Annotated in this window: 26 protein-coding genes and 1 pseudogene; 9 read left to right on the top strand and 18 right to left on the bottom strand. The window is 62.9% G+C overall.

What is annotated here, in order from left to right; all coding sequences use genetic code 11:
* Positions 1-29: 29 nt before the first annotated feature.
* Positions 30-1,247, bottom strand: coding sequence for a YeeE/YedE family protein (locus tag K0F85_RS01930; protein WP_219114303.1), 1,218 nt, complete (start codon positions 1,245-1,247; stop codon positions 30-32).
* Positions 1,248-1,343: 96 nt separating this feature from the next.
* Entirely contained in the window at positions 1,344-2,561 is a 1,218-nt protein-coding gene (locus K0F85_RS01935) for an MFS transporter (protein ID WP_219114304.1), read from the bottom strand.
* Positions 2,562-2,705: 144 nt separating this feature from the next.
* On the opposite strand from K0F85_RS01935, the gene K0F85_RS01940 reads away from it, so the two are divergent.
* Positions 2,706-2,942 carry a DUF3820 family protein gene (locus K0F85_RS01940; protein WP_219114305.1) on the top strand — a complete coding sequence of 79 codons (237 nt, stop codon included), beginning with the start codon at positions 2,706-2,708 and terminating at the stop codon, positions 2,940-2,942.
* Between the two features lie 8 nt (positions 2,943-2,950).
* Here the strand turns inward: K0F85_RS01940 and K0F85_RS01945 are convergent, their stop codons facing one another.
* The 3 genes and pseudogenes from K0F85_RS01945 to K0F85_RS01955 form a co-directional block, all read right to left on the bottom strand.
* The gene (locus tag K0F85_RS01945) at positions 2,951-3,334 is read right to left on the bottom strand and encodes a glutaredoxin (RefSeq protein ID WP_076571986.1); all 384 of its coding nucleotides are present in this window, start codon (positions 3,332-3,334) and stop codon (positions 2,951-2,953) included.
* A 311-nt stretch (positions 3,335-3,645) separates the two neighbouring features.
* Positions 3,646-3,750, bottom strand: a pseudogene (locus K0F85_RS29180) (APH(3') family aminoglycoside O-phosphotransferase); the annotation flags it as partial.
* A 118-nt stretch (positions 3,751-3,868) separates the two neighbouring features.
* Entirely contained in the window at positions 3,869-4,357 is a 489-nt protein-coding gene (locus tag K0F85_RS01955; protein WP_219114307.1) for an Lrp/AsnC family transcriptional regulator, read from the bottom strand.
* Between the two features lie 77 nt (positions 4,358-4,434).
* Between K0F85_RS01955 and K0F85_RS01960 the strand changes: the two genes are divergently transcribed.
* Complete coding sequence (locus K0F85_RS01960; protein ID WP_219114308.1) at positions 4,435-5,322, top strand: DMT family transporter; 888 nt, start codon at positions 4,435-4,437, stop codon at positions 5,320-5,322.
* Between the two features lie 36 nt (positions 5,323-5,358).
* On the opposite strand, the gene K0F85_RS01965 is transcribed toward K0F85_RS01960, so the two are convergent.
* Positions 5,359-7,518 carry a bifunctional diguanylate cyclase/phosphodiesterase gene (locus tag K0F85_RS01965; protein WP_219114309.1) on the bottom strand — a complete coding sequence of 720 codons (2,160 nt, stop codon included), beginning with the start codon at positions 7,516-7,518 and terminating at the stop codon, positions 5,359-5,361.
* A 192-nt stretch (positions 7,519-7,710) separates the two neighbouring features.
* On the bottom strand, positions 7,711-8,634 hold the full coding sequence (locus K0F85_RS01970; RefSeq protein ID WP_219114310.1) for a LysR family transcriptional regulator: 924 nt from the start codon (positions 8,632-8,634) through the stop codon (positions 7,711-7,713).
* A 166-nt stretch (positions 8,635-8,800) separates the two neighbouring features.
* Between K0F85_RS01970 and K0F85_RS01975 the strand changes: the two genes are divergently transcribed.
* The 5 genes from K0F85_RS01975 (at position 8,801) to K0F85_RS01995 (ending at position 13,232) form a co-directional block, all read left to right on the top strand.
* Positions 8,801-9,502: a pirin family protein gene (locus tag K0F85_RS01975; protein WP_219114311.1), complete on the top strand. Its 702-nt coding sequence runs from the start codon at positions 8,801-8,803 to the stop codon at positions 9,500-9,502.
* A gap of 30 nt (positions 9,503-9,532) precedes the next feature.
* The gene (locus K0F85_RS01980; protein ID WP_219114312.1) at positions 9,533-9,934 is read left to right on the top strand and encodes a DoxX family protein; all 402 of its coding nucleotides are present in this window, start codon (positions 9,533-9,535) and stop codon (positions 9,932-9,934) included.
* A gap of 158 nt (positions 9,935-10,092) precedes the next feature.
* The gene (ribA, locus tag K0F85_RS01985; RefSeq protein ID WP_099378311.1) at positions 10,093-10,746 is read left to right on the top strand and encodes a GTP cyclohydrolase II; all 654 of its coding nucleotides are present in this window, start codon (positions 10,093-10,095) and stop codon (positions 10,744-10,746) included.
* A 117-nt stretch (positions 10,747-10,863) separates the two neighbouring features.
* Positions 10,864-12,255, top strand: coding sequence for a serine protease (locus tag K0F85_RS01990; protein ID WP_219114313.1), 1,392 nt, complete (start codon positions 10,864-10,866; stop codon positions 12,253-12,255).
* Positions 12,252-13,232 carry an FHA domain-containing protein gene (locus K0F85_RS01995; RefSeq protein WP_219114314.1) on the top strand — a complete coding sequence of 327 codons (981 nt, stop codon included), beginning with the start codon at positions 12,252-12,254 and terminating at the stop codon, positions 13,230-13,232. The genes K0F85_RS01990 and K0F85_RS01995 overlap by 4 nt, the downstream gene beginning before the upstream one ends.
* Positions 13,233-13,319: 87 nt before the next feature.
* On the opposite strand, the gene K0F85_RS02000 is transcribed toward K0F85_RS01995, so the two are convergent.
* Positions 13,320-13,976 (bottom strand): CCXG family PEP-CTERM protein, encoded by a 657-nt coding sequence (locus tag K0F85_RS02000; RefSeq protein ID WP_219114315.1) that lies wholly within the window; start codon positions 13,974-13,976, stop codon positions 13,320-13,322.
* Positions 13,977-14,497: 521 nt separating this feature from the next.
* On the opposite strand from K0F85_RS02000, the gene K0F85_RS02005 reads away from it, so the two are divergent.
* Positions 14,498-14,836: an MmcQ/YjbR family DNA-binding protein gene (locus tag K0F85_RS02005; protein WP_219114316.1), complete on the top strand. Its 339-nt coding sequence runs from the start codon at positions 14,498-14,500 to the stop codon at positions 14,834-14,836.
* Here K0F85_RS02005 and K0F85_RS02010 read toward each other — a convergent pair whose 3' ends face one another.
* Positions 14,837-15,457: a TetR/AcrR family transcriptional regulator gene (locus K0F85_RS02010; protein ID WP_219114317.1), complete on the bottom strand. Its 621-nt coding sequence runs from the start codon at positions 15,455-15,457 to the stop codon at positions 14,837-14,839.
* A gap of 92 nt (positions 15,458-15,549) precedes the next feature.
* Between K0F85_RS02010 and K0F85_RS02015 the strand changes: the two genes are divergently transcribed.
* Positions 15,550-16,767, top strand: a complete 1,218-nt coding sequence (locus tag K0F85_RS02015) for an MFS transporter (protein WP_219114318.1) — start codon at positions 15,550-15,552, stop codon at positions 16,765-16,767.
* 13 nt (positions 16,768-16,780) lie between these two features.
* Here the strand turns inward: K0F85_RS02015 and K0F85_RS02020 are convergent, their stop codons facing one another.
* The 9 genes from K0F85_RS02020 to K0F85_RS02060 are packed head-to-tail and all read right to left on the bottom strand — an operon-like array spanning position 16,781 to position 24,275.
* Positions 16,781-17,083 (bottom strand): hypothetical protein, encoded by a 303-nt coding sequence (locus K0F85_RS02020; protein ID WP_219114319.1) that lies wholly within the window; start codon positions 17,081-17,083, stop codon positions 16,781-16,783.
* Between the two features lie 57 nt (positions 17,084-17,140).
* Positions 17,141-18,304 (bottom strand): PQQ-dependent sugar dehydrogenase, encoded by a 1,164-nt coding sequence (locus tag K0F85_RS02025; protein ID WP_219114320.1) that lies wholly within the window; start codon positions 18,302-18,304, stop codon positions 17,141-17,143.
* 36 nt (positions 18,305-18,340) lie between these two features.
* Entirely contained in the window at positions 18,341-18,844 is a 504-nt protein-coding gene (gene ispF / locus K0F85_RS02030) for a 2-C-methyl-D-erythritol 2,4-cyclodiphosphate synthase (RefSeq protein ID WP_219114321.1), read from the bottom strand.
* Between the two features lie 20 nt (positions 18,845-18,864).
* Complete coding sequence (gene ispD / locus K0F85_RS02035; RefSeq protein ID WP_219114322.1) at positions 18,865-19,569, bottom strand: 2-C-methyl-D-erythritol 4-phosphate cytidylyltransferase; 705 nt, start codon at positions 19,567-19,569, stop codon at positions 18,865-18,867.
* Positions 19,570-19,585: 16 nt separating this feature from the next.
* Positions 19,586-20,284 (bottom strand): hypothetical protein, encoded by a 699-nt coding sequence (locus tag K0F85_RS02040; protein ID WP_219114323.1) that lies wholly within the window; start codon positions 20,282-20,284, stop codon positions 19,586-19,588.
* A gap of 8 nt (positions 20,285-20,292) precedes the next feature.
* The gene (locus K0F85_RS02045) at positions 20,293-20,865 is read right to left on the bottom strand and encodes an NUDIX domain-containing protein (RefSeq protein WP_219114324.1); all 573 of its coding nucleotides are present in this window, start codon (positions 20,863-20,865) and stop codon (positions 20,293-20,295) included.
* A gap of 58 nt (positions 20,866-20,923) precedes the next feature.
* A complete protein-coding gene (locus K0F85_RS02050; RefSeq protein ID WP_219114325.1) occupies positions 20,924-21,253 on the bottom strand; it encodes a DUF2818 family protein in 330 nt (109 codons plus the stop codon).
* A gap of 3 nt (positions 21,254-21,256) precedes the next feature.
* Positions 21,257-22,759, bottom strand: coding sequence for an NADH-quinone oxidoreductase subunit NuoN (nuoN, locus tag K0F85_RS02055; protein ID WP_219114326.1), 1,503 nt, complete (start codon positions 22,757-22,759; stop codon positions 21,257-21,259).
* 16 nt (positions 22,760-22,775) lie between these two features.
* On the bottom strand, positions 22,776-24,275 hold the full coding sequence (locus tag K0F85_RS02060) for an NADH-quinone oxidoreductase subunit M (RefSeq protein WP_219114327.1): 1,500 nt from the start codon (positions 24,273-24,275) through the stop codon (positions 22,776-22,778).
* Between the last annotated feature and the right edge of the window lie 5 nt (positions 24,276-24,280).

Raw genomic sequence — 24,280 nt, forward strand, 5'->3', positions numbered from 1 at the left:
GGGATTGCCGCGCCCGTTGCAAGCAGGCTTCAGCAGCCGCTCGGTTTCACGTGCTCCACTTCCAGCCCGAACCACGGACGCAAACGCGTGCCGACGACGTTGCCGACGAAGGCGCAGACCAGCCACAGCCAGCCGTGCACGCTGCCCGAGACGATACCGCTGAAGTACGCGCCGATATTGCAGCCATACGCCAGGCGCGCGCCGTAGCCGAGCAGCAAGCCGCCGACGATGGCGGCGATCAGCGAACGGCGCGGGATGCGCCACACGGGTGCGTAGCGGCCGGCCAGGGCCGACGCCAGCATGGCGCCCAGCACGATGCCGATATCCATCACGGAAGTCTTGTCTTGCATCAAAGGCGCGGCCAGGGCGGCGGCGTTGGCCTTGGTGGACCAATAGGCCCAGCTGGCCGTGTCGATGCCGACCACGGACGCGGCCTTGGCGCCCCACAGGGCAAACGCGGACGTCACGCCCCACGGCTTGCCCGACAGCGCCAGGGTGGCGAAATTGAGTACGACGAGGGCAACGGCGCCCGCCACCAGCGGCCACGGACCATGCAGCCACGGCGACGCCTGCGCCGGGCGCAGGGGCGTGGCGACGAGCTTGCCATGGCGGCGCTTTTCAACGTAGACCGTGAGGCCGGCGATCAGTGCGAAGACGCTCCAGTTCAGCACCAGCGCGGGCGCCAAGCCCAGGCTTGTGACGAGGGAAATGGGTTTCAATTGCGGCAACGCCGTCCAGAATGGCATGTGCGCCGTGCCGATCACGGAGCCGACGATGAAGGCTGCCAGGGTGATGAGCATGCGCGTGCTGCCGCCACCGACTGTGTAAAGCGTGCCGGAGGCGCAACCGCCGCCCAGTTGCATGCCGATGCCAAAGAGGAAGGCACCGACAATCACCGAAGTGCCGGCCGGCGAGACCAGGCCCGCCACGGGCGTGCCGAACAGGGTGCCGGCCGACAGCGCGGGGAAGAACAGCGCCACGCCCACGGCCAGCATCAGCATTTGCGCGCGCAAGCCGTCGCCGCGCCCATCGGCAATGAAGACGCGCCAGGCCGAAGTAAAACCGAAGGCCGCGTGATACAGGGTGATGCCGAGCAAGGCGCCCACCACATACAGCGCAGACTGGGTGGCGCCGACGCTCAGCGCCAGATACCAGGCACCGAGCACGATGAGCAACAGGGCAACGCCCAGCGGTTTCGGATTGAGGGCGGCGCGCAGGCGCAGGGGTGACATTGCGGTATCGGGCATGGGGAGTAGGGGCCAAAGGAAAGTAAGCCCCATTTTAAGCCATCCTCTCGCCCGTGCCGGCAACTTGCTTGCAGACCACGCCGGACAACGTACGGTTTAGTGCCCTACAGCATGGATCGACTTTTCACCGCCAGCATCTGCGGCAACGGGAATCGGATTCAGCCGGTCCATCCGGCCGCTCAGGGCCGTCAAGCCGAAGGCACCGAGCACGACGAGGGCACCTATCCAGCCCGTGTGTACCAGGCCCAGTTGCTCCACGATCAGGCCGCCGCCCCAGGCGCCACCGGCGATGCCCAGGTTAAAGGCGGCGATATTCAGGCCGGAAGCCACGTCCACGGCGCGCGGCGCGAAGTGTTCGGCTTGCTGCACCACATACACTTGCAATCCGGCCACGTTGCCGAATGCCACGGCGCCCCACAGCAGCACGGTGATGACGACAAGCACCGGATGGGGCGCCGTAAAGGTCAACAGCAGCAACACAAACGCCAGCAGTAAAAAGATCAGTTTCAGGGCACGCACCGGACCCTGCTTGTCAGCCAGCTTGCCGCCCCAGATATTGCCGAATGCCACGGACACGCCATACACGAGCATCACCGCGCCCACGGCGCCGGCACTGAAACCCGACACTTGCTGCAAAATCGGCGCCAGATACGTGAAGGCGATGAAGGAGCCGCCATAGCCGACGGCCGTCATGGCGTACACCAGCAGCAAACGCGGCTGGCCCAGCACCTGCACCTGCTGCAACAGCGAGGCCGGCTTGCTGTGGGCGATGCTCGAAGGCACGTACAGCAGGCTGCCGATAAACGCCACCAGTCCCAGCGCCGAAACGGCGAGGAAGGTTTCGCGCCAGCCGAAGTGCTGGCCGATGAAGGTGCCCAGCGGCACGCCCGTCACCAGGGCCACGGTCAAGCCCGAAAACATGATGGCGATCGCGCTGGCCGCCTTGTCCTTCGGCACCAGGGACGTGGCGATGGTCGAGCCGATGGAAAAGAATACGCCATGCGCCAGCCCCGTCAGGATGCGGGCGATAACGAGGGTTACGTAACCGGGCGACTTCCAGGCCAGCAAGTTACCCAGGGTGAACAAGACCATCAAGGAGAGCAGCAGGGTCTTGCGGGGGATCTTGCCCGTCAGGGCAGTCAGCACGGGCGCGCCGACGGCGACGCCCAGCGCATACAGGCTGACCAGCAGGCCGGCCGACGGCAGGTTGACACCCAGGTCGGCGGCGATGGTGGGCAACAGCCCGACGATGACAAACTCGGTGGTTCCGATGGCAAATGCGCTGAGGGTCAGCGCGAGCAAGGCAATGGGCATGACAAACTCCGATAAAAGATGTTGGCACGCAGTATCGGGGTTTTCTTTGTGGCGAAAAATACTTGATCAGGAAGAAGATAATTGCGCTGAAATCAAGAATATGCGGATCTGCTACACTGGCCCGATCGAAACCGGAGCCCTTGCATGAATTCAGAAAAACTGGCGCTGCTGCTCACGCGCGAAATGCCATATGGGAAATATCAGGGGCGGCTGCTGGCCGACTTGCCGGGACACTACCTGGGCTGGTTCGCGCGCGAGGGCTTCCCCTCGGGAGAACTGGGCAGTTTAATCGCGCTGATGTACGAGCTCGATCACAATGATTTGCGCAGCTTGCTCGACCCGCCGCGCACGCGCAAGTCGCCGTGGCGGCCGGGCGAGTAAGGCAGCGCTTAAAACTGGCGCACCTTCTTTGCCAGCATGGCGCTGAACTCGCCATTTTCCACCAGCTTTTGTAGCTCGCTGGCGCCACCGATCAGCACGCCATTCACAAAAATCATGGGGAAAGTTGGCCAGCCCGTCCACATTTTCAAGGCATTGCGGCGGTGCCACTGGTTCAAATAGCTGCCGTATTGCAGGTACTGGTAGGGCGTGCCCAGCACGTCGAGTATCTTGCGCGCCTTGCGCGGAAACGGATTGAGCGCCATGCCGACCACCACCACCTGGTGCGCGGCGATGGCAGCCTGCACCTCGCGCACGATGTCCGTATGCTTGCTGCCGATCAAAGGGCGGGCGGCGGGATGGATCTGGGCTTCGTCGAGGATGGCGCGGGTCATGAAAGTCCTGGGGTCAGTGGCACGTGGCGTGCGGGTCACGCATTGTGACACGCGCACGGGTGGGCGTGGGCGACACTGCGCTTCATCTCTTTTTAGCATGAAATATAGGCTAGGAATCAATGCCATTTCTGGGTGCGACATCGCGCCCCTCAATAACAGTCGCTGTCGAATACGGTGACCGAGTATGCCAGCCAGGCAGCAAGAAGGCCAGGCTCAGGCAGATGTGAATTTTCTTGCTCCCCCATCGTCCAGCTCCCACATGCGTGCCCGCTGATGATGCCAGTGCGCAGGCGGCAACCCCTGGATCGCACTCAGAACAGTTCGTCGAGCAGCAAGTGAAATTGCTGCTTTTCTTGATCGGCATCAAGGACCCCATATTGCTGCAACAACCTTTGCTGTAGCGCAGCGTCCGACTCACCGACGCTGTCGCGCGCCCACGCATACCCTGCCAGTGCTGCGCGCAGGTGGGCGGGCATGGTGGCCATTACGGCGGCTTGTTTCTTTTTGGAGATAGTCATTTGCCTGGACTGTGCCCTATCCCAGCGGCACGTGCAAGCCCATCTTGAGGCAGGTCAGTGCCACCGAGGTGCGGTAGCGCCGGATATTGTCGTCGCCGCCGAACAGCCGTTCCGTCAGCGCCTCGTATTCGGCCATGCTGCTGGCAGTAATGATCAGCAGGTAATCGGCCTCGCCCGTGATGCCGTAGCACTGCTGGATGGCCGGTTCGGCCATGATGCGCGCGCGCATGGCGGCCGTGCGCAGCGGGTGCTCGTCGTGCAAATGCACTTCCACCGTGAGTATCAGCGGGCGGCCCAGGCTGCTCGCGTCGAGCACGGCCACTTCTTGACGGATCACGCCGCTTTCGCGCAGGCGGCGGATGCGTCGCTGCACGGCCGGTGCGGACAGGTGCACGACCTGGGCGATTTCGCGCTGCGAGGTCGTGTTATCGCGCTGCAAGATGTCCAGGATCGCCAGGTCGAAGGCATCGAGGGCGAGGGCAGGCGTGAGCGAAAGTTGCGTCATGGTGGTCAAAATGCAGTGCAAATATCAGAGCAGACACAATAAACTTTCACTATTCCGATATCAAGCCTTTTATCACCATGCCCTTACGCCGCTACTCCTCCCTGATTCCCCTGCTGGCCATCCTCGGCTCCGTCACCTGCCTGGGACTGGGCACCTCGTGGGCCAAGCACAGCCTGTTCCCGCTGGTCGGTGCGCAGGGCACGACGGCCGTGCGCGTGGGCTTTTCCGCCCTGCTGCTATTGCTGTTCTGGCGCCCTTGGCGCTGGCAGCTGAGCCGTGCCGACTTGCGCACGGTGGCCCTGTACGGCGCGGCGCTGGGCTTGACGAACCTGTGTTTCTACATGGCCCTGCGCACGATCCCGTTCGGCATCGCCGTGGCGATCGAGTTTTCCGGCCCGCTGGCCGTGGCGCTGCTGGCGTCGCGCCGGCCGCTCGACTTCGTCTGGGTGGCCCTGGCCGTGGCGGGACTGGCGCTGCTGCTGCCGCTCGGCCACGACGTCAGCAATCTCGATCCTACGGGCGTGCTGTTCGCGCTGGGGGCCGCCGTCTGCTGGGCCACCTATATCATCTTCGGCAAGCGCGCCAGCCATTTGCATGCGGGCCATTCCGTATCGCTGGGCCTGGCCATGGCCGCGCTGGTGGTGGTGCCCGTGGGCGTGATGCACAGCGGCGGCGCCCTGCTCTCGCCCGTGGTGCTGGGCGTGGGTCTGGGCGTGGCCTTGATTTCCAGCGCGATACCGATCTCGCTGGAAATGGTGGCCCTGAAGCGGCTGACGCCGCAAGCCTTCGGCATCATGAGCAGCATGGAACCGGCCGTCGCCGCCATGCTGGCCTTCATCTTGCTCGATGAACGGCTGGACGCACCGCAATGGCTGGCCATCGCCATGATCATGGCCGCTTCCATGGGCAGTTCGTATATGGCGCAGCGCCAGAGACGGGCACCGGCCGCCGCCGTGCATACCTGAAGCTTCATGCACGACCGCACCCGCCGGCGGCAGCAATTAAACGGCCACCGCCTCCAGGCGCAGTTGCCTGCCCTCGCCCAGCATCACCTCGAATTCCGCTGCCGGCACTGCCGGGCTGAACAGGTAGCCTTGCAGCTGGTCGCAGCCGAGTTCGCGCAAGAAGCGCATCTGCTCGGCCGTTTCCACCCCTTCGGCGACGATTTCCTGGCGCAGTTGCTGCGCCATGGTGACGATGGCGCGGGCGATGGCGCAATCGTTTTCCTCGAAAGGCAAGCCGATGACGAAGGAGCGGTCGATCTTCAGGGTGCTGATGGGGAACTTCTTCAGATAAGCCAGGCTGGAATAGCCGGTGCCGAAGTCGTCCAGCGCCAGCGCCAGCCCCATGGCCACCAGCTGGTTCATGATGTCGATGACCTTGTCGGCACCGCGCATCAGCAGGCTTTCCGTGATTTCCAGCATGATCTGATCGGGCCGCACCTGGTAGCGTTCGAGCACGGCCGCTATGCGCGCCGGCAACTGTTCGTCGAACTGGCGCGCCGACAGGTTGACGGCAATGGCCGGCATGTGCAGGCCACGGTCTTCCCAGTTGCGTATCTGCCGGCACGCCTCGTCCAGCACCCAGGTGCCCAGTTCGAGGATCAAACTGGTTTCCTCGGCAACGGGAATAAAGACGCCAGGCGAGACCATGCCGCGCATCGGATGCTTCCAGCGCAGCAAGGCTTCTGCGCCCACGATGCGGCCACTGGCCAGGCTCACTTTGGGCTGGTAATGCAGTTCCAGCTCCTTGTCGCCCAGCGCCAGCCGCATTTCACTTTCCAGGCGCAAATGTTCCTTGGCGCGCCGGTTCATGTCTTCGCGGTAAAACAGGAAGGTCGATTCGATCGTCTGCCCCGCCTTGGCCACGGCCACGTCGGCAAAGCGGAACAGGGCCGGCGCTTCCAGGCCATCTTCGGGATACACGGTGATGCCGATGCTGGCGCCCACGTGCAGGGCGTGGGTGTCGATAGTGATCGGCGCTTCTAGCAGGTTGAGCAATTTCTGCGCCACATTCGCCGCATGTTCGCGCTTTTCGATGTGCAACAGGGCCACGACGAATTTGCTGTTGTCGACCCTGGCCAGGATGTCTGCCTCGCGCAAGGCGCCACGGAACAATTGACCGATGGCAATCACCAGCTGGTCACCCACTTCATGGCCGAGCGTGTCGCTGATGGAACCGATGCGGCTGATGTCGATGACCATCAGCGCGCCATGCGTGCCCTGGCGTTTCGCTTCGGCCAGGCCCTGGTCTACCAGCTGGTTCAGCAGGCAGCGATTGGGCAAGCCTGTCAGACTGTCATAATTGGCCATGCGCTGCATGCGCGCCTCGGCATCCTTATGCGCGCTGATGTCGGAAAAGAGGGAAAACACATGGCTGATTTCACCAAATTCATCGCGCACGACGCTGATGGTGACATCTTGCGGGAACAGTTCGCCATTCTTGCGCTTGCCGATGATTTCGCCGCGCCAGGAGCCGTGCCCGCGCATGGCGGCGCGCACCTTGGCGCGGAAATCGGGATCGTGCACGCCCGAGCGCAGCAAGTCCGGCGTGCGGCCGATGGCTTCGGCCGGCGAATAGCCGGTGATGCGGCTGAAGGAACTGTTGATGGAGACGATGCGCTCTTCCGCATCCGTGATCAGCACCGCTTGCTCGCTGTCTTCGATGATGCGCGCGTGCAATTTGACCTTGTCCACGTCGGGCAGCGGCTCGCTCATGGCCGACAGGCGCACGGCCATGCCGCACGCCTTGCCGGCCTGGTCGAGGATCACGTGGCGGTGCATGCGCAGCCACGTCGCCATGCCCGACTTCTTGCGCCGGCGCACATCGGTGGCCACGTCGCCCTGGGTGAAATGCAATTCCAGCACGCTCGCTTCCGCGTCGTCTTCCGGATACAAAAACAGGATGTGCTGGCCCAAGGCTTCCAGTTCGGAATACCCGAACATCTGTTCGGCGCCATGGTTCCAGCCGATCAGGAAACCATCGGGATCGATTTCCAGCAAGGCGTCGGCCGGCGCCACGCGCACCACGGGCCGGCTGGCGCCGCGCAAGCGCTCCAGTTCCTCCTCCAGCCGCGCCATGGTGGCGGCCTGCTGCGGCCCCGTCTGTTCACGGGCATCCTGGGCCAGGCGCAGACACAGCGCAACCTTCGATTCAAGCATGGCAACCCCACTCTTGGGCCAGGTCAAGGGAAACTATCAGGGGCGCTGCGGTGTGTGTAATCATCAAAATCCCACTACGGGGCGTGGAGGTCGGGCGGCAAATACTGTGAATATGGTAACTGAAAAGTGTTGGCGTATGTCAACATTTTAAGACCTGCGCAGAATGGCACGCCAGCGTATCCCAGCCTTGTATCACGCGCGGCCCGGCAGATGCTGCGCCAGGCGGGCAAACACATCCGGTTCGCGCATGCGCGCCATCCACCAGCGCAGCGCGGCGCCATCCTCGCCCACTCGCCAGGCCAGATAAAACGTTTCCGACGGTTTCGGCTCTTCCACGGCCTTTTCCACCAGCTGGCCACGGGCAATGGCGGCGCGCGCGCACGGTCCCGGCAAGAAGCCGAAGCCCAGTCCCAGCACCTGGTAGTCGAACTTGACCTGCATGGTCGGCACGCTCAAGGCATCTTGTCCCAGCAACAGGCCCACGGTGCGCGGCGCCATCTGGCGCGCCGAATCGGCCACCACCACCGCCCGGTGCTGCTGCAGGTGGCCGCGCGACAAGGGCTCGGGCACCTGCGCCAGCGGGTGCGTGGGCGCCACGACAAACACGAAGTCGAGCATGCCGATAGGCTGCGCGATATAGCCGCCGCCGGCTGGACCGTCGCCGGGCGCACCCACCAGCAAATCGACCCGCCGGTCCAGCAGCGCTTCCCAGGTGCCCGACAGGGTGTCTTGCGACAGGCGCAAGCGCGTCTGCTGCGCCACGTCATAGAAGGCGCGCACGTCGTCGGCCAGGGCCACGGCGGAAAACATGGAGTCGATGCCGATGGACAATTCCGTTTCCCAGCCGGAAGCCACACGGCGCACGCGGTGCTCGAGATCCTGCGCCGCCTTCAGCAGATAGCGGCCCTCTTTCAGCAATTCCTGGCCGGCCGCCGTCAGCATGACTTTCGGGCCATTGCGCTGGAACACTTGCACGCCCAGGTCATCTTCCAGCTTGGCCACCGTATAGGAAATGGTGGACGGGACTTTGTGCAGCTCCTTGCCGGCCGACGAGAACGATCCGCGACGGTCGATGGCGTCGACGATTTGCAAGGCTTCCAGGCTGAGTCTTAACATTCGATTTTTTCGATCATAGCACGGTAGATTTTCCGTTTTTCTTTCCGCGCTGGGCGGCCTATACTTTCTCCATCGTACAGCGAAGGGCAGCACAGGCGCCACGGCAACTGTCAGGCAACGGTCCTTCGAAATTATCGCACATTCACTTATAGAAACGGAGTCCACCATGTTACAGATTCGTCATAGCGAAGAACGCGGCGCCGCCAACCACGGCTGGCTCAATTCCCACCACAGCTTTTCCTTCGGCAGCTACCACGATCCGCTGCACATGGGCTTTGGCCCCCTGCTGGTGATCAATGAAGACCGCGTCACGCCAGGCCAGGGTTTCGGCACGCACGGCCACCGCGACATGGAGATCATTTCGTATGTGCTCGACGGCGCACTCGAACACAAGGACAGCATGGGCACCGGTTCCGTGCTGCACTACGGCGATGTGCAGCGCATGAGCGCCGGCAGCGGCGTGCGCCACAGCGAGTTCAACCATTCTGCCATGGACGGCTTGCACTTCCTGCAGATCTGGATACAGCCGAACGTGACGGGCATTCCACCCAGCTATGAAGAGAAACACTTCACGCCGGAAAGCAAACGCGGCAAGCTGCGTTTGATCGCCTCTTCCGACGGCCGCCAGGGTTCCGTGCTGATACACCAGGATGCGGCCATCTACGCCAGCATCCTGCAGGAAGGCGAACAGGCCGAGCATGCGCTGGAGGAAGGCCGCCTCGCCTATGTCCACCTGATCCGCGGCAGCCTGGTGGTGAACGGCACGCCCTTGAAAGCGGGCGATGCGCTGAAACTGACGCAGGAAGCCAGTGTGACGATTACCCAACCGGAAGATGCGGAATTTCTGCTCTTCGACCTGCCTCAATAATTGATGAATATAAAGAAAAAGGAAACCAGCATGAAAAACAATACGGATATCCTGCTCCCCCTCGGCCGTGCCGCCCTTGGCGTGCTGTTCTTTGTCTCGGGCTTGCTGAAAATCGGCGGCTTTGCGGGCGTGGCCGGCTACATGGCCAGCCAGGGCTTGCCAATCGCCAATATCTTGCTGGTCGGCGTCATCGTCCTGGAAGTGGGCGGCGGCCTGCTGCTGATCACGGGCTGGCAGGCGCGCTGGGCGGCACTGGCGCTGGCACTGTTTTTGATCCCGACTACGGTGATCTTCCACGCCTTCTGGAGCGCCGACGCAAGCCACTTCCAGGACCAGTTGACCAACTTTTTGAAGAATCTGTCCATCTTTGGCGGCATGCTCTTACTGGTCGAACGGGGATTCGGCAAGGCCAGCCGTCTTGCAAAAGCCTGATCCGCCCGCAACTAGAGCAATATCACCAGGCATTCCAGCCTTCAAATCTCAGCCAGGGGGATGGTTTCCCCTGCTTTTTGGTATGATGACAGGGCGCGCCGGCACCGAAGTGGTGTCGCGCGCCTTTATTTTTGAACATTACCTATATGAGCACAACCATGCAAAGCGGCGCAGACCTCCTGGCAACAGGCGAATTGGATTACACGACTTCCTGCGCACTGCCGACGCCGTGGGCCCAGTTCACCTTGCACGCCTTTGTCGAGCACGCCACGGGCAAGGAACACCTGGCCATGGTGCTGGGCGATATCGGCAACGGCGAACCGGTGCTGGCGCGCGTGCATTCCGAATGCCTGACGGGCGACGTACTGTTTTCCCAACGCTGCGACTGCGGCGCGCAGCTCGAGGGCGCCTTGAAACGCATCGCCGAGGAAGGCCGCGGCATTTTGCTATACCTGCGCCAGGAAGGGCGTGGCATCGGCCTGATCAACAAGATCCGCGCCTATCGCCTGCAGGAAGCGGGCGCCGACACGGTGCAGGCGAATGAACAGCTGGGCTTCAAGGCCGACGCGCGCAACTACACCTTGTGCAAGCCCATGTTTGCGCAATTCGGCATCAACAGCCTGCGCCTGATGACGAACAACCCGCGCAAGATCGCCGCCATGGAAGCGCTGGGCATCACGGTAGCCGAACGGGTGCCGCTGCTGGTGAACCGCAATGCCTTCAACCAGCACTACCTGAATACCAAGCAAAGCAAGCTGGGCCATATGATGACGCCGGAAACGGCGCCGGCGCTGGAAGACGGCGCCCTGTAATTGCCGCACCGGCTTGCCGCACCGGCTTGCCGCGCCGGCTTGCCGCACCGGCGCGGCGGCGCGTCAGCTGGGCGCCGGCCCGCGCCCGCTTCGCTCCTGCTCACGCACAAAGGATGCATGAAATTATCTAACTACGCCTTCCTGCTGGCCTGCCTGTGCGCTGGCGCAGGCGCACACGCGGCCTCGCCCCCAACGGCAGCCGCAGCCGCCACCGCTTCGACTCCCCCCGCCAAACCGCCGCCTGCCACCGCCGCGCCCGCCGCCACCGAACATGCGGCCCTGCCGCCACCGTCATCGGCCGCGCAAAAGTTGTACACGGCCGCGCGCGCCGATATCCTGCAAGTGCGCGTACTGCTGAAAAATGGCCGCACGCAGTCCTCGGTTGGCTCGGGCTTTTTGATCGGCACGGGCGACCTGGTGGTGAGCAATTATCACGTCGTATCCCAATTCGCACTCGACCCCGATACCTACGTGGGCGAATGGGTCGACACCAGCGGCCAGCGCGGCAATGTGGAATTGCTGGCCGTCGACGTGCTGCACGACCTGGCCGTGCTGCGCGTGAACCGCCATGGCACGGGTTTCTTCAAGATGCCGGATGCACTGGCGCCCCTGACTCAGGGCCAGTACCTGTATTCGATGGGCAATCCGCTGGACCTGGGCTTCGCCATTTCGGAAGGCGCGTACAACGGCGTCGTCACGCGCAGCTTTTACGACCAGCTGATGTTTACGGGGCCGATCAATTCCGGCATGAGCGGCGGCCCCAGCGTCACCGCGAATGGCGACGTAGCCGGCGTGAATGTGTCGAAACGCCTCGATGGAGAACTCGTCAGTTTTCTCGTTCCCGCCCGTTATGCCCAGCAGTTGCTGGCCAAGGTCGCCCTGCAAGGCAAGGCGCCGAAGGACTTCAAGCCTTTGGTGACGGCGCAGCTGCTGGCGCACCAGGACGTCATGCTGGCGCGCCTGCTCGATACGCCCTTGAGCCTGAAAGCCATGGGCCCGTATCGCGTGCCCGTGCGCGAGTCCGACCAGATGCGCTGCTGGGGCCGCTCCAACGTCAAGTCCGACAAGCCCTATATGCTCGACAACACCAGCTGCGCCATGGAATCGGCCATCTTCATTTCCGGCGCCCTGCAGACGGGGCAAGTGTCGATGCGCCATGAATTCCTGCGCAGCAGCGCATTGAGCGCACTGCGCTTTTCGGAACTGGCCAGCGCCTCGTTCAAGAATGAAAGTTTCGGCAGCTACAAGAGCGCGCACCTGACGGGCCCCCATTGCACCGAACAGTTCGTCAAGAACGCCACCCTGCCCCTGCGCGCCGTCCTGTGCGTGCGTGCCTACCGCAAGTTTACAGGCCTGTACGACTTTGCCCTGCTGGCCGCCAGCACCGATGAGCCACTCATGAGCCTGCAAAGCCGCATCGATGCGCGCGGCGTATCCTACGCCAACGGCATGCGCGTCACGCGCACCTTCCTCGAAGCGCTGTCGCGGGAAAGCAGCCACAAGCCATGAAAGCACCGTACTTCATCGAAATCCTCGCCGATAATGGCGACGTGCAGCAGCGCCAGTGCATCGCCGCCCTGCCGATCCGTATCGGCCGCGGTTACGACAACGACTTCATCCTCGACGACGCGCATACGGCGGCCGAACACGCCATTGTCGAAGACGACGGCGCAGGCGGCCTGCTGCTGCGCGACCTGGGCAGCCAGAATGGCGTGATCCACCAAGGCCAGCGGCAAGTGCAAGTAGCCTTGAACGGCAACAGCATCGTGCGCCTGGGCCACACGCGCCTGCGCGTGCGCGCCAGCGACCACCCAGTTGCGCCCGAGCTGAGCGATACCACCAGGCATGACTGGGAAGGCTTGCGCCCCGCCGTCGCCGGCCTGGCCATGATCGGCGCCTCGGCCGCCTTCAGCAACTGGCTGAGCGATGCGGAAGCCTTCGACCCGATTTCTTACCTGATGGTCATCGCCTCCGCGCTGGCGGGCGGCCTCGTGTGGGCGGCTATCTGGGCCGTGGCAAACCGCCTGTTCGGCCATGTGGCGCGCTTCGGCCGCCACCTGTTCATCATCGGCTGCGGCTTGCTGGCCATGGAAGTGTGGGAACTGGGCAGCAATGTGGCGGCGTATGCGCTCTCGCTGGAAGTGCTGACGCGCTACGGACGGCATATGTTCATCCTCATCGTCTGCGCCATGATCTACTACCATTTGTGCACGATCAAGCCCCAGCACCCGCGCCGCTTCGGCCTCGTTGCCATCGTGCTGGCCATCGTCGGCTCGACCCTGATTTTGCTGAACAACCTGCAGATCAGCGGCCGCCTGGCCGACGAAGCCTATATGTCGGCGCTCTACCCGCCGGCCTTGCGCCTGAGCCCGAATCACACGACGGACGCCTTCTTCCGCGATGCGGCCGGCCTGCAGCGCGGCGTCGACGCCGAGCGGGGCAAGGCCGCCAAGGGCGCAGACGAAGACGAAGACAGCGGCGATTAAGTAGCCATCAAGCAAAAAAGCCCGCCGTGTCTGCACAGACCGGCGGGCTTTTTTACGCGCGCCGTACGGCGCGCAGAATCTCGCTGCTTAGAACTTGGCTTCCTGCTTGCGGCGTGCCGTAAAGCCCAGCAGGCCCAAGCCGACCAGCAGCATGGCATAGGTGGTTGGCTCAGGGACGGCCGAGATCAAGCCGTCATTCGCGCCGAAGCTGGCGAAATTGTTATTGCCCGCCTTGAACTGCGCTTGCTGGCCGCCATCGCAGCAGCCTTCCAGGCCATAGATGCTCAGGGTATGGTTGCCGGCCGTCAGGGTGCTTGAACCACTGAAAAACTGGCTGCCATTGTTGTAGTTACCTGCCCACCACATGTCGTTGCTCTTGAAGTCCAGCGCCACGCCATCGAGGAACAGGGCGCCGCCCTTGCCGAAATCGACGCCGCTGCGGAAGCTCCAGGCGCCCGCATCGGCCGCGCTGACGCCAAAGTTGATCACCGACTTGAAGGCGATATTCGAGCCGCTGCCGAACAAGCCGCTGTTATTCACGTTGTTATAGTTGGCGATGGTCGTCGTGCCATAGCCGGCGCCCGGCGTGGCCACGGCGCTATCCACCACGGACTGGTAAGCGGCGGCGGAAGCTTGCGCGCCAGCATTCGAATAGCCGGTGGAGAGGGTGATGGTGCTGGCGTTCGCGTGGGAAAACACAGCGATAGCGATCAGGGACAGGGCGATTTTAGGCAAGTTTTTCATGATGGTATCCAGTAAGTAAGTATTCAGTGGGCGCAGCAAGGGGCGCTGGAGCTGAATACACGCTGCATTGAGGCGTGTCGGCTTAGCGCGAGCAATTGCAAGGATGAGCGGTCGGGGACGTAGCTTCCGCAGCACTACGCGGACTTGCGGCGTGCCATGGCGGCACTGCAAGCGTCCTGGAAAGGGTTCGGGTTCCCGGGACAAGGCCAGACAGTTGACGGGTCAGTTAAAACGTTGAATCTATTCTATCTTAAATTCCATGAGGAAAAGTATTTTTCTTTTTGCCATGTAAAATATATTTATAGCAAGCACGCATCAAACAGGCAGAATAGCCTGGAGAACCGAGCCGCGCGAGCAGTACAGCCGTCGCCCGGCTTGGCGCGCTGTCGCACCAGCACCACAAATGCGCGCGCCAGTGTCGCATCTTGCGCATTTCTTTTCGCATGCTGCTGCACCACGCAGCGAAACAGCATGGCAGAATGTAGTCACGCTGCTACCGATCCGAACAGGGGGAAAGAGGAATGGTTGACCTGGAAGAACTACGCTATCTGGCACTGTCGTTTCCCGACACCACCGAGGAAGAACACCACGACCGTCCGGCCTTCCGCGTGGGCGGGAAAATCTTTGCCACCCTGCCCGATGACGAGCATATCAACGTGCTGCTCGATGCGGAAGCGGCGCATATCGCCACCGTCATCACGCCAGCGGGTTGCGAAAAGCTGTGGTGGGGCGAACGGCTGGCCGGCATCACGGTGCGCCTGGCGGACGCCGAGCTGGACATGCTGGCCGCCGCCCTGACGGCCGCCTGGCGGCGCAAGGCTCCCAGCGCGCTGGCAAAGAGCATCAACCCAACAGGGTAGTTACAACGGCCAATTGCGTAGCAGCAGGCCTACCATTTTCTGCAATTGCTCGCGCGATACGCCTGCCGCCGCCTGGATGGCCATGCCCTGCGACAGGGTCACGACAAAGCGCGCCTGCTGCTCCGGGCAAGAATCGGGCGGCAAATCCCCTTCTTCCTTGGCGCGCCGCAAGCGGTCGCGCAATTTGATTTCACCGCGCAGCCGGCGCGCGAACAACTCATCACGGATCGGCAAGGCATCGTCGCTGCAGGCGAGCGCTGCATTCACGCCCATGCAACCGTGCGGTCCGTCCGGCATGGTTTGCGCGTCGACATATTGCGTCAGCAGGGCTTCCACCACCTGGCGCGCCGTCGGCTGTTCCAGCGCCGCATCGAAAAACCGCATGCGCGTGTCGCTGTAGCGCTCGAGCGCCTTGTGGAACAGCTGCTCCTTGTTGCCGAAGACGGCATACAGGCTGGGGCGGTTCATGCCCATCGCTTTCGTCAATTCCGGCAAGGAACTGCCCTCATAGCCCTTTTCCCAGAACACTTTCATGGCGCAATCGAGCGCCTCGTCCGCGTCGAAGGTGCGTGGCCGCCCCGTTTTCGCCTTGGCTACTGGCTCTTTTTTATTTTGTTTCATACCGTTCGGTAAAAAATTGTTGACAACAATGTCTGCCTGCCCTGATTATATACCGACCGGTTAAAAACCTCCCGGCTTTTCAGGAACCTCCCATGCACACATCTTCCAACGCTACTGGCGACGACACCACCGTGGCGCCGTGGCTGGCCGTCTTATCCGTCGGCATCGGCGCCTTCGCCCTCGTTACTTCCGAATTCCTGCCCGTCGGCCTGCTGCCGGCCATGGCCGCCGAATTGGCCATCAGCAAGGGCCAGGCGGGACTGATGATCACCACGCCCGGCATCGTTGCCGCATTTGCCGCCATCTTCGTGACCGTCGGCTCGGGCCGCATGGACCGCCGCATCGTGCTGCTGGCGCTCACGGCCCTGCTCGTCGCCTCGAACCTGCTGGTGGCGCTGGCGCCCTCATATGCGTGGATATTGCTGGGCCGCGCCATGCTGGGCGTGGGCGTGGGCGGCTTCTGGGCCATCGGCAGCGCCATCGGCCCGCGCCTGGTGGCGCCACAGCATGCGTCGCGCGCCATGTCCATCATCTTCGCCGGCGTCTCGCTGGGGACGGTGGCGGGCGTGCCGGCCGGCGCGCTGGTGGGCGAGCTGGTCGGTTGGCGCGTGGCTTTCGGCGCAGCCAGCGCCATTGCCGTGCTGGTCTTTCTCGGACAGCTATTGCTGCTGCCCAAGCTGCCGCCGACACAAGCCATCCGCTTGCGCCAGTTGCCGATGATTTTCGGCATCCGCAAAGCCAGGCTGGGCCTGGTCGCCACGGCCATGCTGTTTACGGGCCAGTTCGCCGCCTACACGTATATCGCGCCTTTCCTCACGCAGATCTCGCACCTGGCGGCCGGCACGGTCAGCGCCATGCTGCTGGTGTATGGCGCTTCCGGCTTCATCGGCAATCTGGTGGGCGGCTGGGCGGCTGGCCGCTACGAACGGGCCGCGCTGATGCTGACGGGCGTCGTGCTGGGCTTGTCCACCCTGGCGCTGGCCGCGTTCGGCAGCCATGCTCTCACCGCCATGCTGCTGGTGGCCGTGTGGGGCTTCGGTTTCGGCGCCATGCCGATCGCCGTACAGACGTGGATGTTCAAGGCCGCGCCACACTTGATGGAAGGCAGCAGCGCGCTCTTCGTTGCCATCGTGCAAGTGTCGCTGGCGTCGGGCGCCTTGCTCGGTGGCCTGGCCGTCGACCAACTGGGCGTATCGAGCGCGATGCTGGTCGGCGGTCTGTTTGCCCTCGGCTGCGCCATGACGATCGCGCTCTTCGGCAAGCCGCAAACGAGCGCCAAGGCGTGCGCCAGCGCGGCCTGCGAAGCCTAGCAATGAAGTCGGTTCAGATGCGGCCGCGGCGGAATTCCCCGAGGAACTTCGTCACTTCGGCCGGCGTCATCGGCACGTCTGCATCGCCGTGAAACGCATACAGGAACGGCGTGCCGCCCAGGCGGTCCGTCAGCTTGGCAAAGAGCAAAAAACGGCTGCCCAGCGGATAGCGCTGCAGGTCGACCAGGCGGCGCGAGCACTGCACGGCCAGTTCGGGCGAAAAAGCCTGGCCCGGCACGGGGCGCACTTCCACGCGACCATGGATCGCGCGCGATTCGACGGCAACGTGCCGGTATGCATAAGTATCACGGGCCATGCCACCACCTTGAATGGAGTAAAGGCGCCATCTTAAGCGAAGTGGGCGCCTGGCGTGTTACTGCGGCACGATGCGCAGCAAGCGGCCGTTGTCTTCATCCGTCAGCGCATACAAGTAGCCATCCGGCCCCTGGCGCACGTCGCGCACGCGCGCGCCGATGGCCAGGCGGTCCTGCCCCGTCACCTTGCCGCTGGCATCGACGGCGATGCGGCGGATATCCTTGGCCGCCAGGCCGCCGCTGAAGATGCTGCCACGCCAGGCGGCAATCTTGTCGCCCGTGTAGACGGCCAGCCCTGACGGCGCCGGCGATGGCACCCAGGCCACGCTCGGCTTGAGCATGCCCGGCACTTCATGCTGGCCGACGGCTTCATGCGTCTTGTAGTCGGCGCCATAGCTTTGCAGGGGCCAGCCATAGTTGCCGCCCGCCACCACCAGGTTCAGCTCATCACCGCCGTACGGACCGTGTTCCGTGGCCCATACGCGGCCGGAAACAGGATCGAGCGCCAGGCCCTGCACGTTGCGGTGACCAAGCGACCAGATTTCCGGCAAGGCACCCTTGGCCGCCAGCGGATTGCCGGGCGCCGGCTTGCCGTCTTCCGTCAGGCGCAGGATGGAACCCTGGTGCGTGGCCAGGTTTTGCGCCTGCTCGCGCGCCAGGCGGTCGCCGATGCGCAAGGGCGGATTGCCGCCATCTGCCACGCTCATCAGCAAAGTGCCATCCGGCAGCCACAGCAGGCGTGAACCGAAGTGCTGGCCGCCGCTTTTGTCCGTGGCCACCTTGAACAGGGTCTGGATGCCCGTCACCTTCTTGCCATCGAACACGCCGCGCACCAGGGTCGTGCGGTTGGCGTCACTGGTGCCCGTCGACACTGTCATGTACACGCGCGGGTTCGGTTTGTTGACATCCTGCGGGTGCAGCACGATATCGAGCAAGCCGCCCTGCCCGCCCGTAAACACCTTGGGCATGCCTTCCAGCGTCACGTCGGCGAAGCTCTTGCCATTCAGCAGATGCAAGCTGCCCTGCTTGCTGGTGACGAGCGCGCGCCCCTCGCCCAGCCAGGCGATGCCCCACGGCTGGCGCACGCCCTGCGCTACGGTCTCGGCCTTCCAGCCCTGCCTGGCGGCGGGCGGCTCGCCCGTGGCTTGCAGTTCGGCCCAGGCCGCTGGCGCGGCGGTCAGTGCCCATGCAAGCAAGATACTGTTACGGCGTAGCTGGAACATGCTCTCTCCTGTCAGTGGTCGATCGTCGGTGGCGTATCAGGCGCGCAGCAGCAAGGCCACGGCTTCGGCCGCGATGCCTTCTTCCCGGCCCAGGTAGCCCAGTTTCTCATTCGTCTTGGCCTTGATGTTGACCTGGCCCACGGTGACGCCCAGGTCTTCGGCCACGTTGGCGCACATGGCGGCGATATGCGGCGCCATTTTCGGGCGCTGGGCGATGATGGTGGCGTCGATATTGCCGATGATATATCCGGCGCCTTGCACGCGGCGCACGGCTTCGCGCAGCAGGGTGCGCGAATCGGCGCCCTTGAATTGCGCATCCGTATCGGGAAAATGGCGGCCAATGTCGCCCAGCGCGGCGGCGCCGAAGATGGCGTCCGTGATGGCGTGCAGCAGCACGTCGGCGTCGGAATGACCGAGCAAGCCCAGGTGATGGGGGATTTTCACGCCGCCGATGATCAGGTCGCGGTGCTCCACCAGCGCGTGGCAGTCATAGCCCTGGCCGATGCGGAAAGGCAGTACGGGAGTGGTGATGGTCGTCATGCGGTCTTTCTGTTCAGGATTCAAGGATGGGCCAGGTACAGCTCGGCCGTGTGTATGTCGCGCGGCAAGGTCACCTTCAGGTTGCGCGGGTGGCCTTCGACGAGCCGGGGCGCCAGGCCCAGCGCTTCGACGGCGCTGGCGTCGTCCGTGATGGCGTGCGGGTCGGCTGCCTCGGACAAGGCCCGGTGCAGCAAGGCATAGGAAAACATTTGCGGCGTCTGCGCCAGCCACAGGCCGTCGCGCGGCACCGTCTGCGCCGACACGCTCGCCGGACCGGCCCGCTTGACGGTGTCGACCACGGGCAAGGCCAGCAAGCCGCCGGCCGCATGCTCGCCCACTTCCGTGATCAGCTTTGCGATCAAGGCCGGGGTCAGGCCGGGCCGGGCCGCATCGTGCACCAGCACCTGGTCGTAGGCGGCCAGGCTGCCGTGCAAGGCTTGCAGGGCATTCAATATCGTTTCCATGCGCGTGGCGCCGCCGCAGCGCAGCACAGTCACGCCCTGCTCGGGCACGACAGTATCAATCAATCCATCCTCGGCGCTGACGACAATATAGGTATGCGCGATCAGGGGGCTGGCGAGAAAGGCGTCGAGCGCGTGGCGCAGCATGGGTTTGCCGGCGATGGGCAAATACTGCTTGGGACTGCCCGCCTCCATGCGCGCGCCCACGCCGGCGGCGGGGATCAGCGCAAAGTAACGGACCTGCTTCGGTGCTGCTGCTGTCATGCGGTTCCTTGTCTTGTCACTGCCGGGCGGGCTGTACCTTGCCCGCCAATATATTCTGGATTTCACCCTTGCACGCCTTGCCCAGGCGCGCATATTCCTGCGGCGAATCGATGGCCGCCTGCAGGGTTTCCACCTTGCGCATTTCGGCCTTGATGTAGGGCAACCAGCCCGTGTCGATCTCGCGCGCCAGCGCCGCCTTGGCCGTGCCGCTGGGCGCATACAGTGGCCGCGCCTCGAAGCGTTTGGCGAGCGCGGCGCGCACGGTCTTTTCCACGCGCGGCAAGTGTTCCATATAGGTTTTCATGTGCCGCAGCTCGTGCGCGAGTATCTCATCATACGCGCAAGTGCCAGGGGCAAACTCGCGACCGATATAGATCACCACGGGCGCATAGGTGAGCGTCACGCTAATCTGCGGCGCCACGCATTCATAGCCGCTGGCCGGGTCTTGCAGCATGGGTCCGGCCAGGCCGATGGCCACGCGTGAATCCGTCTTGGTCAATCCCAGCACCCAGGTATTGGCGCGCGCCGTGCCCTTCATCACGGTCAGGGCCTTGTACGGCAGATGCGTGTCGATGCTGTAACCGTTCTGCTGCGCCGTCAGCACCGACACCGTCTTGCTGATCGTGTCTTCGCAGCGCACCTGGAACGGCGTGCGCGGTGCGGCCAGCGCATCCAGGCCGGCAAACGCCAACAGCAAGCAGAGAGCCTTATGCATGGGCTAAATCAGGCCGCTTGCCAGGCGCCGCTGGTGATCTTGTCGAGCCAAAAGATGCCGATGACCGTTTTCACATCCGTGATGCTGCCATCCTTCACCCAGTCGAGCAATTGCGGCACCGTGGCCGTAAACGTTTCCAGGAATTCGCCGTCGTCGAGCTGGCGTTCGCCCGCTACCAGGCCACGCGCCAAAAACAGTTCCAGGTGTTCGTCGGAATAGGCGATGGCGTTGTGGATGGTGGAAACGAACTGCCAGTCGCTGGCTGTGTAGCCTGTTTCTTCCAGCAACTCGCGCTGGGCGCAAGCGAGGTGCGATTCGCCCGCATCGATCTTGCCAGCAGGGAATTCAATGAAGACCCGGTCCAGCGGATAGCGGTACTGGCGCTCCATCAGCACCGTGCCGTCGTCGAGCAGCGGCAGGATGACGACGGCGCCCGGGTGCAGGATGAATTCGCGCGCCGTGATCTTGCCGTCAGGCAGGGCGACCCGGTCGCGCTGCACGCGCAGGAAGCCGCCCTCGTAGACGAGCTCGCCGTCCACTTTGGTTTCAATCAATTGCGTATCGGTGGATTGGGTATCCATGCATTTCCTTATGTTCAATAAAAAACGGCGCCAGAGGCGCCGCTTTCGGTCGATGCTGCTAACGGCGTTTACGCAAGTAGCGTCCGACAAAGCCGGGAAAAGCCAGCACCAGAAACAGACAGCCGGTGATGGCATAGAACTCCCACGTCTGCGGGAAACCGTTGCCGATGCGCGCTTCGAGCGCGAACGCCACGGCGCCGACGATGAAGTACAGCATCACCATCTCCAGCAGGCGTAGTGCCAGTGGCTTGCGCCAGCCTTCCCTCCCCTCTGTCTGCGCCGCCCTTTTCAGGGGCACGGCAGCAAACAGTTTCTCGTTCAGGAAAGGCAGGTTGGCGCCCAGGATGCCCAGGGCGATCACCAGCCAGCTCGATGCGCTGACATCCATCGGTCAGGACGCCAGGGTCTTGCTGATGGCGGTTGCGCAGGCAGCCAGGATGCTGTTAGGCATCACGCCCAGCGCCAGGACGAACACGCCGTTCAGGGCCAGCACGACGCGCATGTCGCCATGCACGACCAGCGCGTTGCTGTCGGTCGGCTCGTCGAACCACATCATTTTCACGACGCGCAGGTAGTAGAAAGCACCGATCAGCGAGAACAGCACGGCAGCGATGGTCAGCCACAGCTGGCCCGTGGCCAGCACGGAAGCGAGCACCGAGTACTTGGCCATGAAGCCCATCAGCGGTGGCACGCCGGCCAGCGAGAACATGAACAGGGTCATCACCAGCGCAAAGATCGGGCTGCGTTTGCCCAGGCCCTTGAAGTCGGCCAGTTCTTCTGCTTCGAAACCATTACGTGCCAACAACATGATCACGCCAAAGGTACCCAAGGTGGTAAACACGTAGGTGATGACGTAATACATCGAAGCGCCGTAGGCGGTGGCTGCGCCAGCCGCGTTCAGGGTGTTGTTCGGTGCATCAACGGTACCGGACAGCAGGCCCAGCAGCACGAAGCCCATTTGCGCGATGGTCGAGTACGCCAGCATGCGCTTCAGATTCGTTTGCGCGATGGCGGTGAAGTTACCGATGGCCAGCGACATCACGGCCAGCACCAGCAGCATTTGCTGCCAGTCATGTGCCATCGGCAGCAAGCCCTCGCCCAGCAAACGCAGGGTGATGGCAAACGCGGCCAGTTTCGGCGCACCGCCCAGCAGCAGGGTCACGGCCGTCGGCGAACCTTGATACACGTCAGGCACCCACATGTGGAATGGCACGACGCCCAGTTTGAAGGCCAGGCCGGCGACCAGGAAGACCAGGCCGAAGACCATGATGGTGCCGTTGGTCTTGCCGTTTTCCAGCGCCACGCGCAGTTCGCCCAGATCCAGCGTGCCCGAGGCGCCGTACAGCATCGAGATACCGTACAACATGAAACCGGAAGCCAGCGCGCCCAGGATGAAGTATTTCATGGCCGCTTCCGTGGCCTTGGCATTGTCACGGCGCAAGGCGATCAGTGCGTACAGCGACAGCGACATCAGTTCCAGACCCAGGTAAATGATCAGGAAGTTGTTGGCCGAGATCATGATCATCTGGCCCAGCAGTGCAAACAGGGCCAGCACGTAGAACTCACCGCCCAGGTTACCCGACAGCATGTTGCGGTCGGTGGCATAGGCGCGCGAGTAGATCAGGGTCAGCGCCACGGCGCCGTAGGAGAACAGTTTCAACAACTGCGACATCGGGTCCGACACGAACATATTGTGGAACGTGTAGACGGTGGTGCCCGCATTGAAGTCGCCCACGGTCAGCAAGGCGCAGCCTGCCAAGGTCAGCAAGGACAGCGCATAGGTGATCGAACGCTTCGCCGCAGGCAAGAACATATCGATCAGCAAGAGCGCCGAGGTGGCGATCAGCAGAAAGATTTCCGCGTACAGCGGTAGCAGATTAGGTGCATTAGTCATGTTATCGGTCTTCTATTTAAGGCAACTTGCTGATGGCGACATGCTGCAGCAGGTCGGCAACCGAAGTTTGCATCGTGTCGGTGAACGGGGCTGGGTACAGACCCATCACGAGCACGGCGATGGCCAGCACGGCAAGCATGAAGAACTCACGTTTGTTGATGTCGGTCAGTTCGGCCACATGCTTGTTCTTGATCTTGCCGAACACCACGCGCTTGGCCATCCACAGCGAGTACGCCGCGCCCCAGATCAATGCCGTTGCAGCCAGCAAACCTATCCAGAAGTTGAATTGCACCGCGCCCAGGATCACCATGAATTCGCCGACGAAGCCGGAGGTGGCTGGCAAGCCGCAGTTGGCCATCGAGAACAGCAGGAAGAAGGCGGCAAATTTCGGCATGCGGTTCACGACGCCGCCGTAGTCGGCGATGTTGCGGGTATGCATGCGGTCATACAGCACGCCGATGCACAGGAACATTGCGCCGGAGATAAAGCCGTGCGAGACCATTTGCACGATACCGCCCTGCACCGAGATGTCATTGAACATGAAGAAGCCCAGGGTGACGAAACCCATGTGCGCGATCGACGAATAGGCGACCAGTTTTTTCATGTCGGTTTGCACCAGGGCAACCAGACCGATGTAGATGACGGCGATCAGCGACAAGGCGATCATGAAGCCCGACAGGTAGTGGCTGGCGTCCGGCGTGATCGGCAGCGAAAAACGCAAGAAACCATACGCGCCCAGTTTCAGCATGATGGCGGCCAGCACGGCGGAACCGCCCGTAGGCGCTTCCACGTGGACGTCCGGTAACCACGTGTGGACAGGGAACATCGGCACTTTTACGGCAAACGCCATCAGGAAGGCCAGGAAGATGAAGATCTGCTCGTTCATCGTCAGCTTGAACGCATGCCAGGCCAGGATGTCGAAGCTACCCGTCACATTGCGCAAGTAGATGATGGCAACCAGGGTCAGCAGCGAACCGAAGAAGGTGTACAGGAAGAACTTGAACGAGGCGTACACGCGGTTCGAGCCGCCCCAGATACCGATGATGATGAACATCGGGATCAGGGTTGCTTCAAAGAAGAAGTAGAACAGCAAGCCGTCCAGCGCGCAGAACACGCCGATCATCAGGCCCGACAGGATCAAAAAGGCACCCATGTACTGGGCGATGCGCTTCTCGATCACTTGCCAAGCCGAAATGACGACGATGACCGTGATGAAGGCCGTCAGTGGAATGAACCACAGCGACAGGCCGTCGATACCCAGCGAGTACCAGATATTGAAGGTGGCTATCCACGGTGCTTTTTCGACGAATTGCATGCCGTGTGCGGCGTTGTCGAAATGCTGGATCAGCGGCAAGGTGCACAGCATGCTGAGCACGGCGCCAGCCAGCGACAGCCAGCGGGTAAAGCCCGCTTTGCTGTCACGGCCGAGAGCCAGGACCAGGACGCCGCAAATGATCGGCACCCAGATCGACAGACTCAGGTAAGGAGGTAGTGTAGAAATCGTAGACTGCATCATGGTTC

The organism is Janthinobacterium sp. UMAB-56 (assembly GCF_900095265.1).
GTDB lineage: Bacteria > Pseudomonadota > Gammaproteobacteria > Burkholderiales > Burkholderiaceae_D > Janthinobacterium.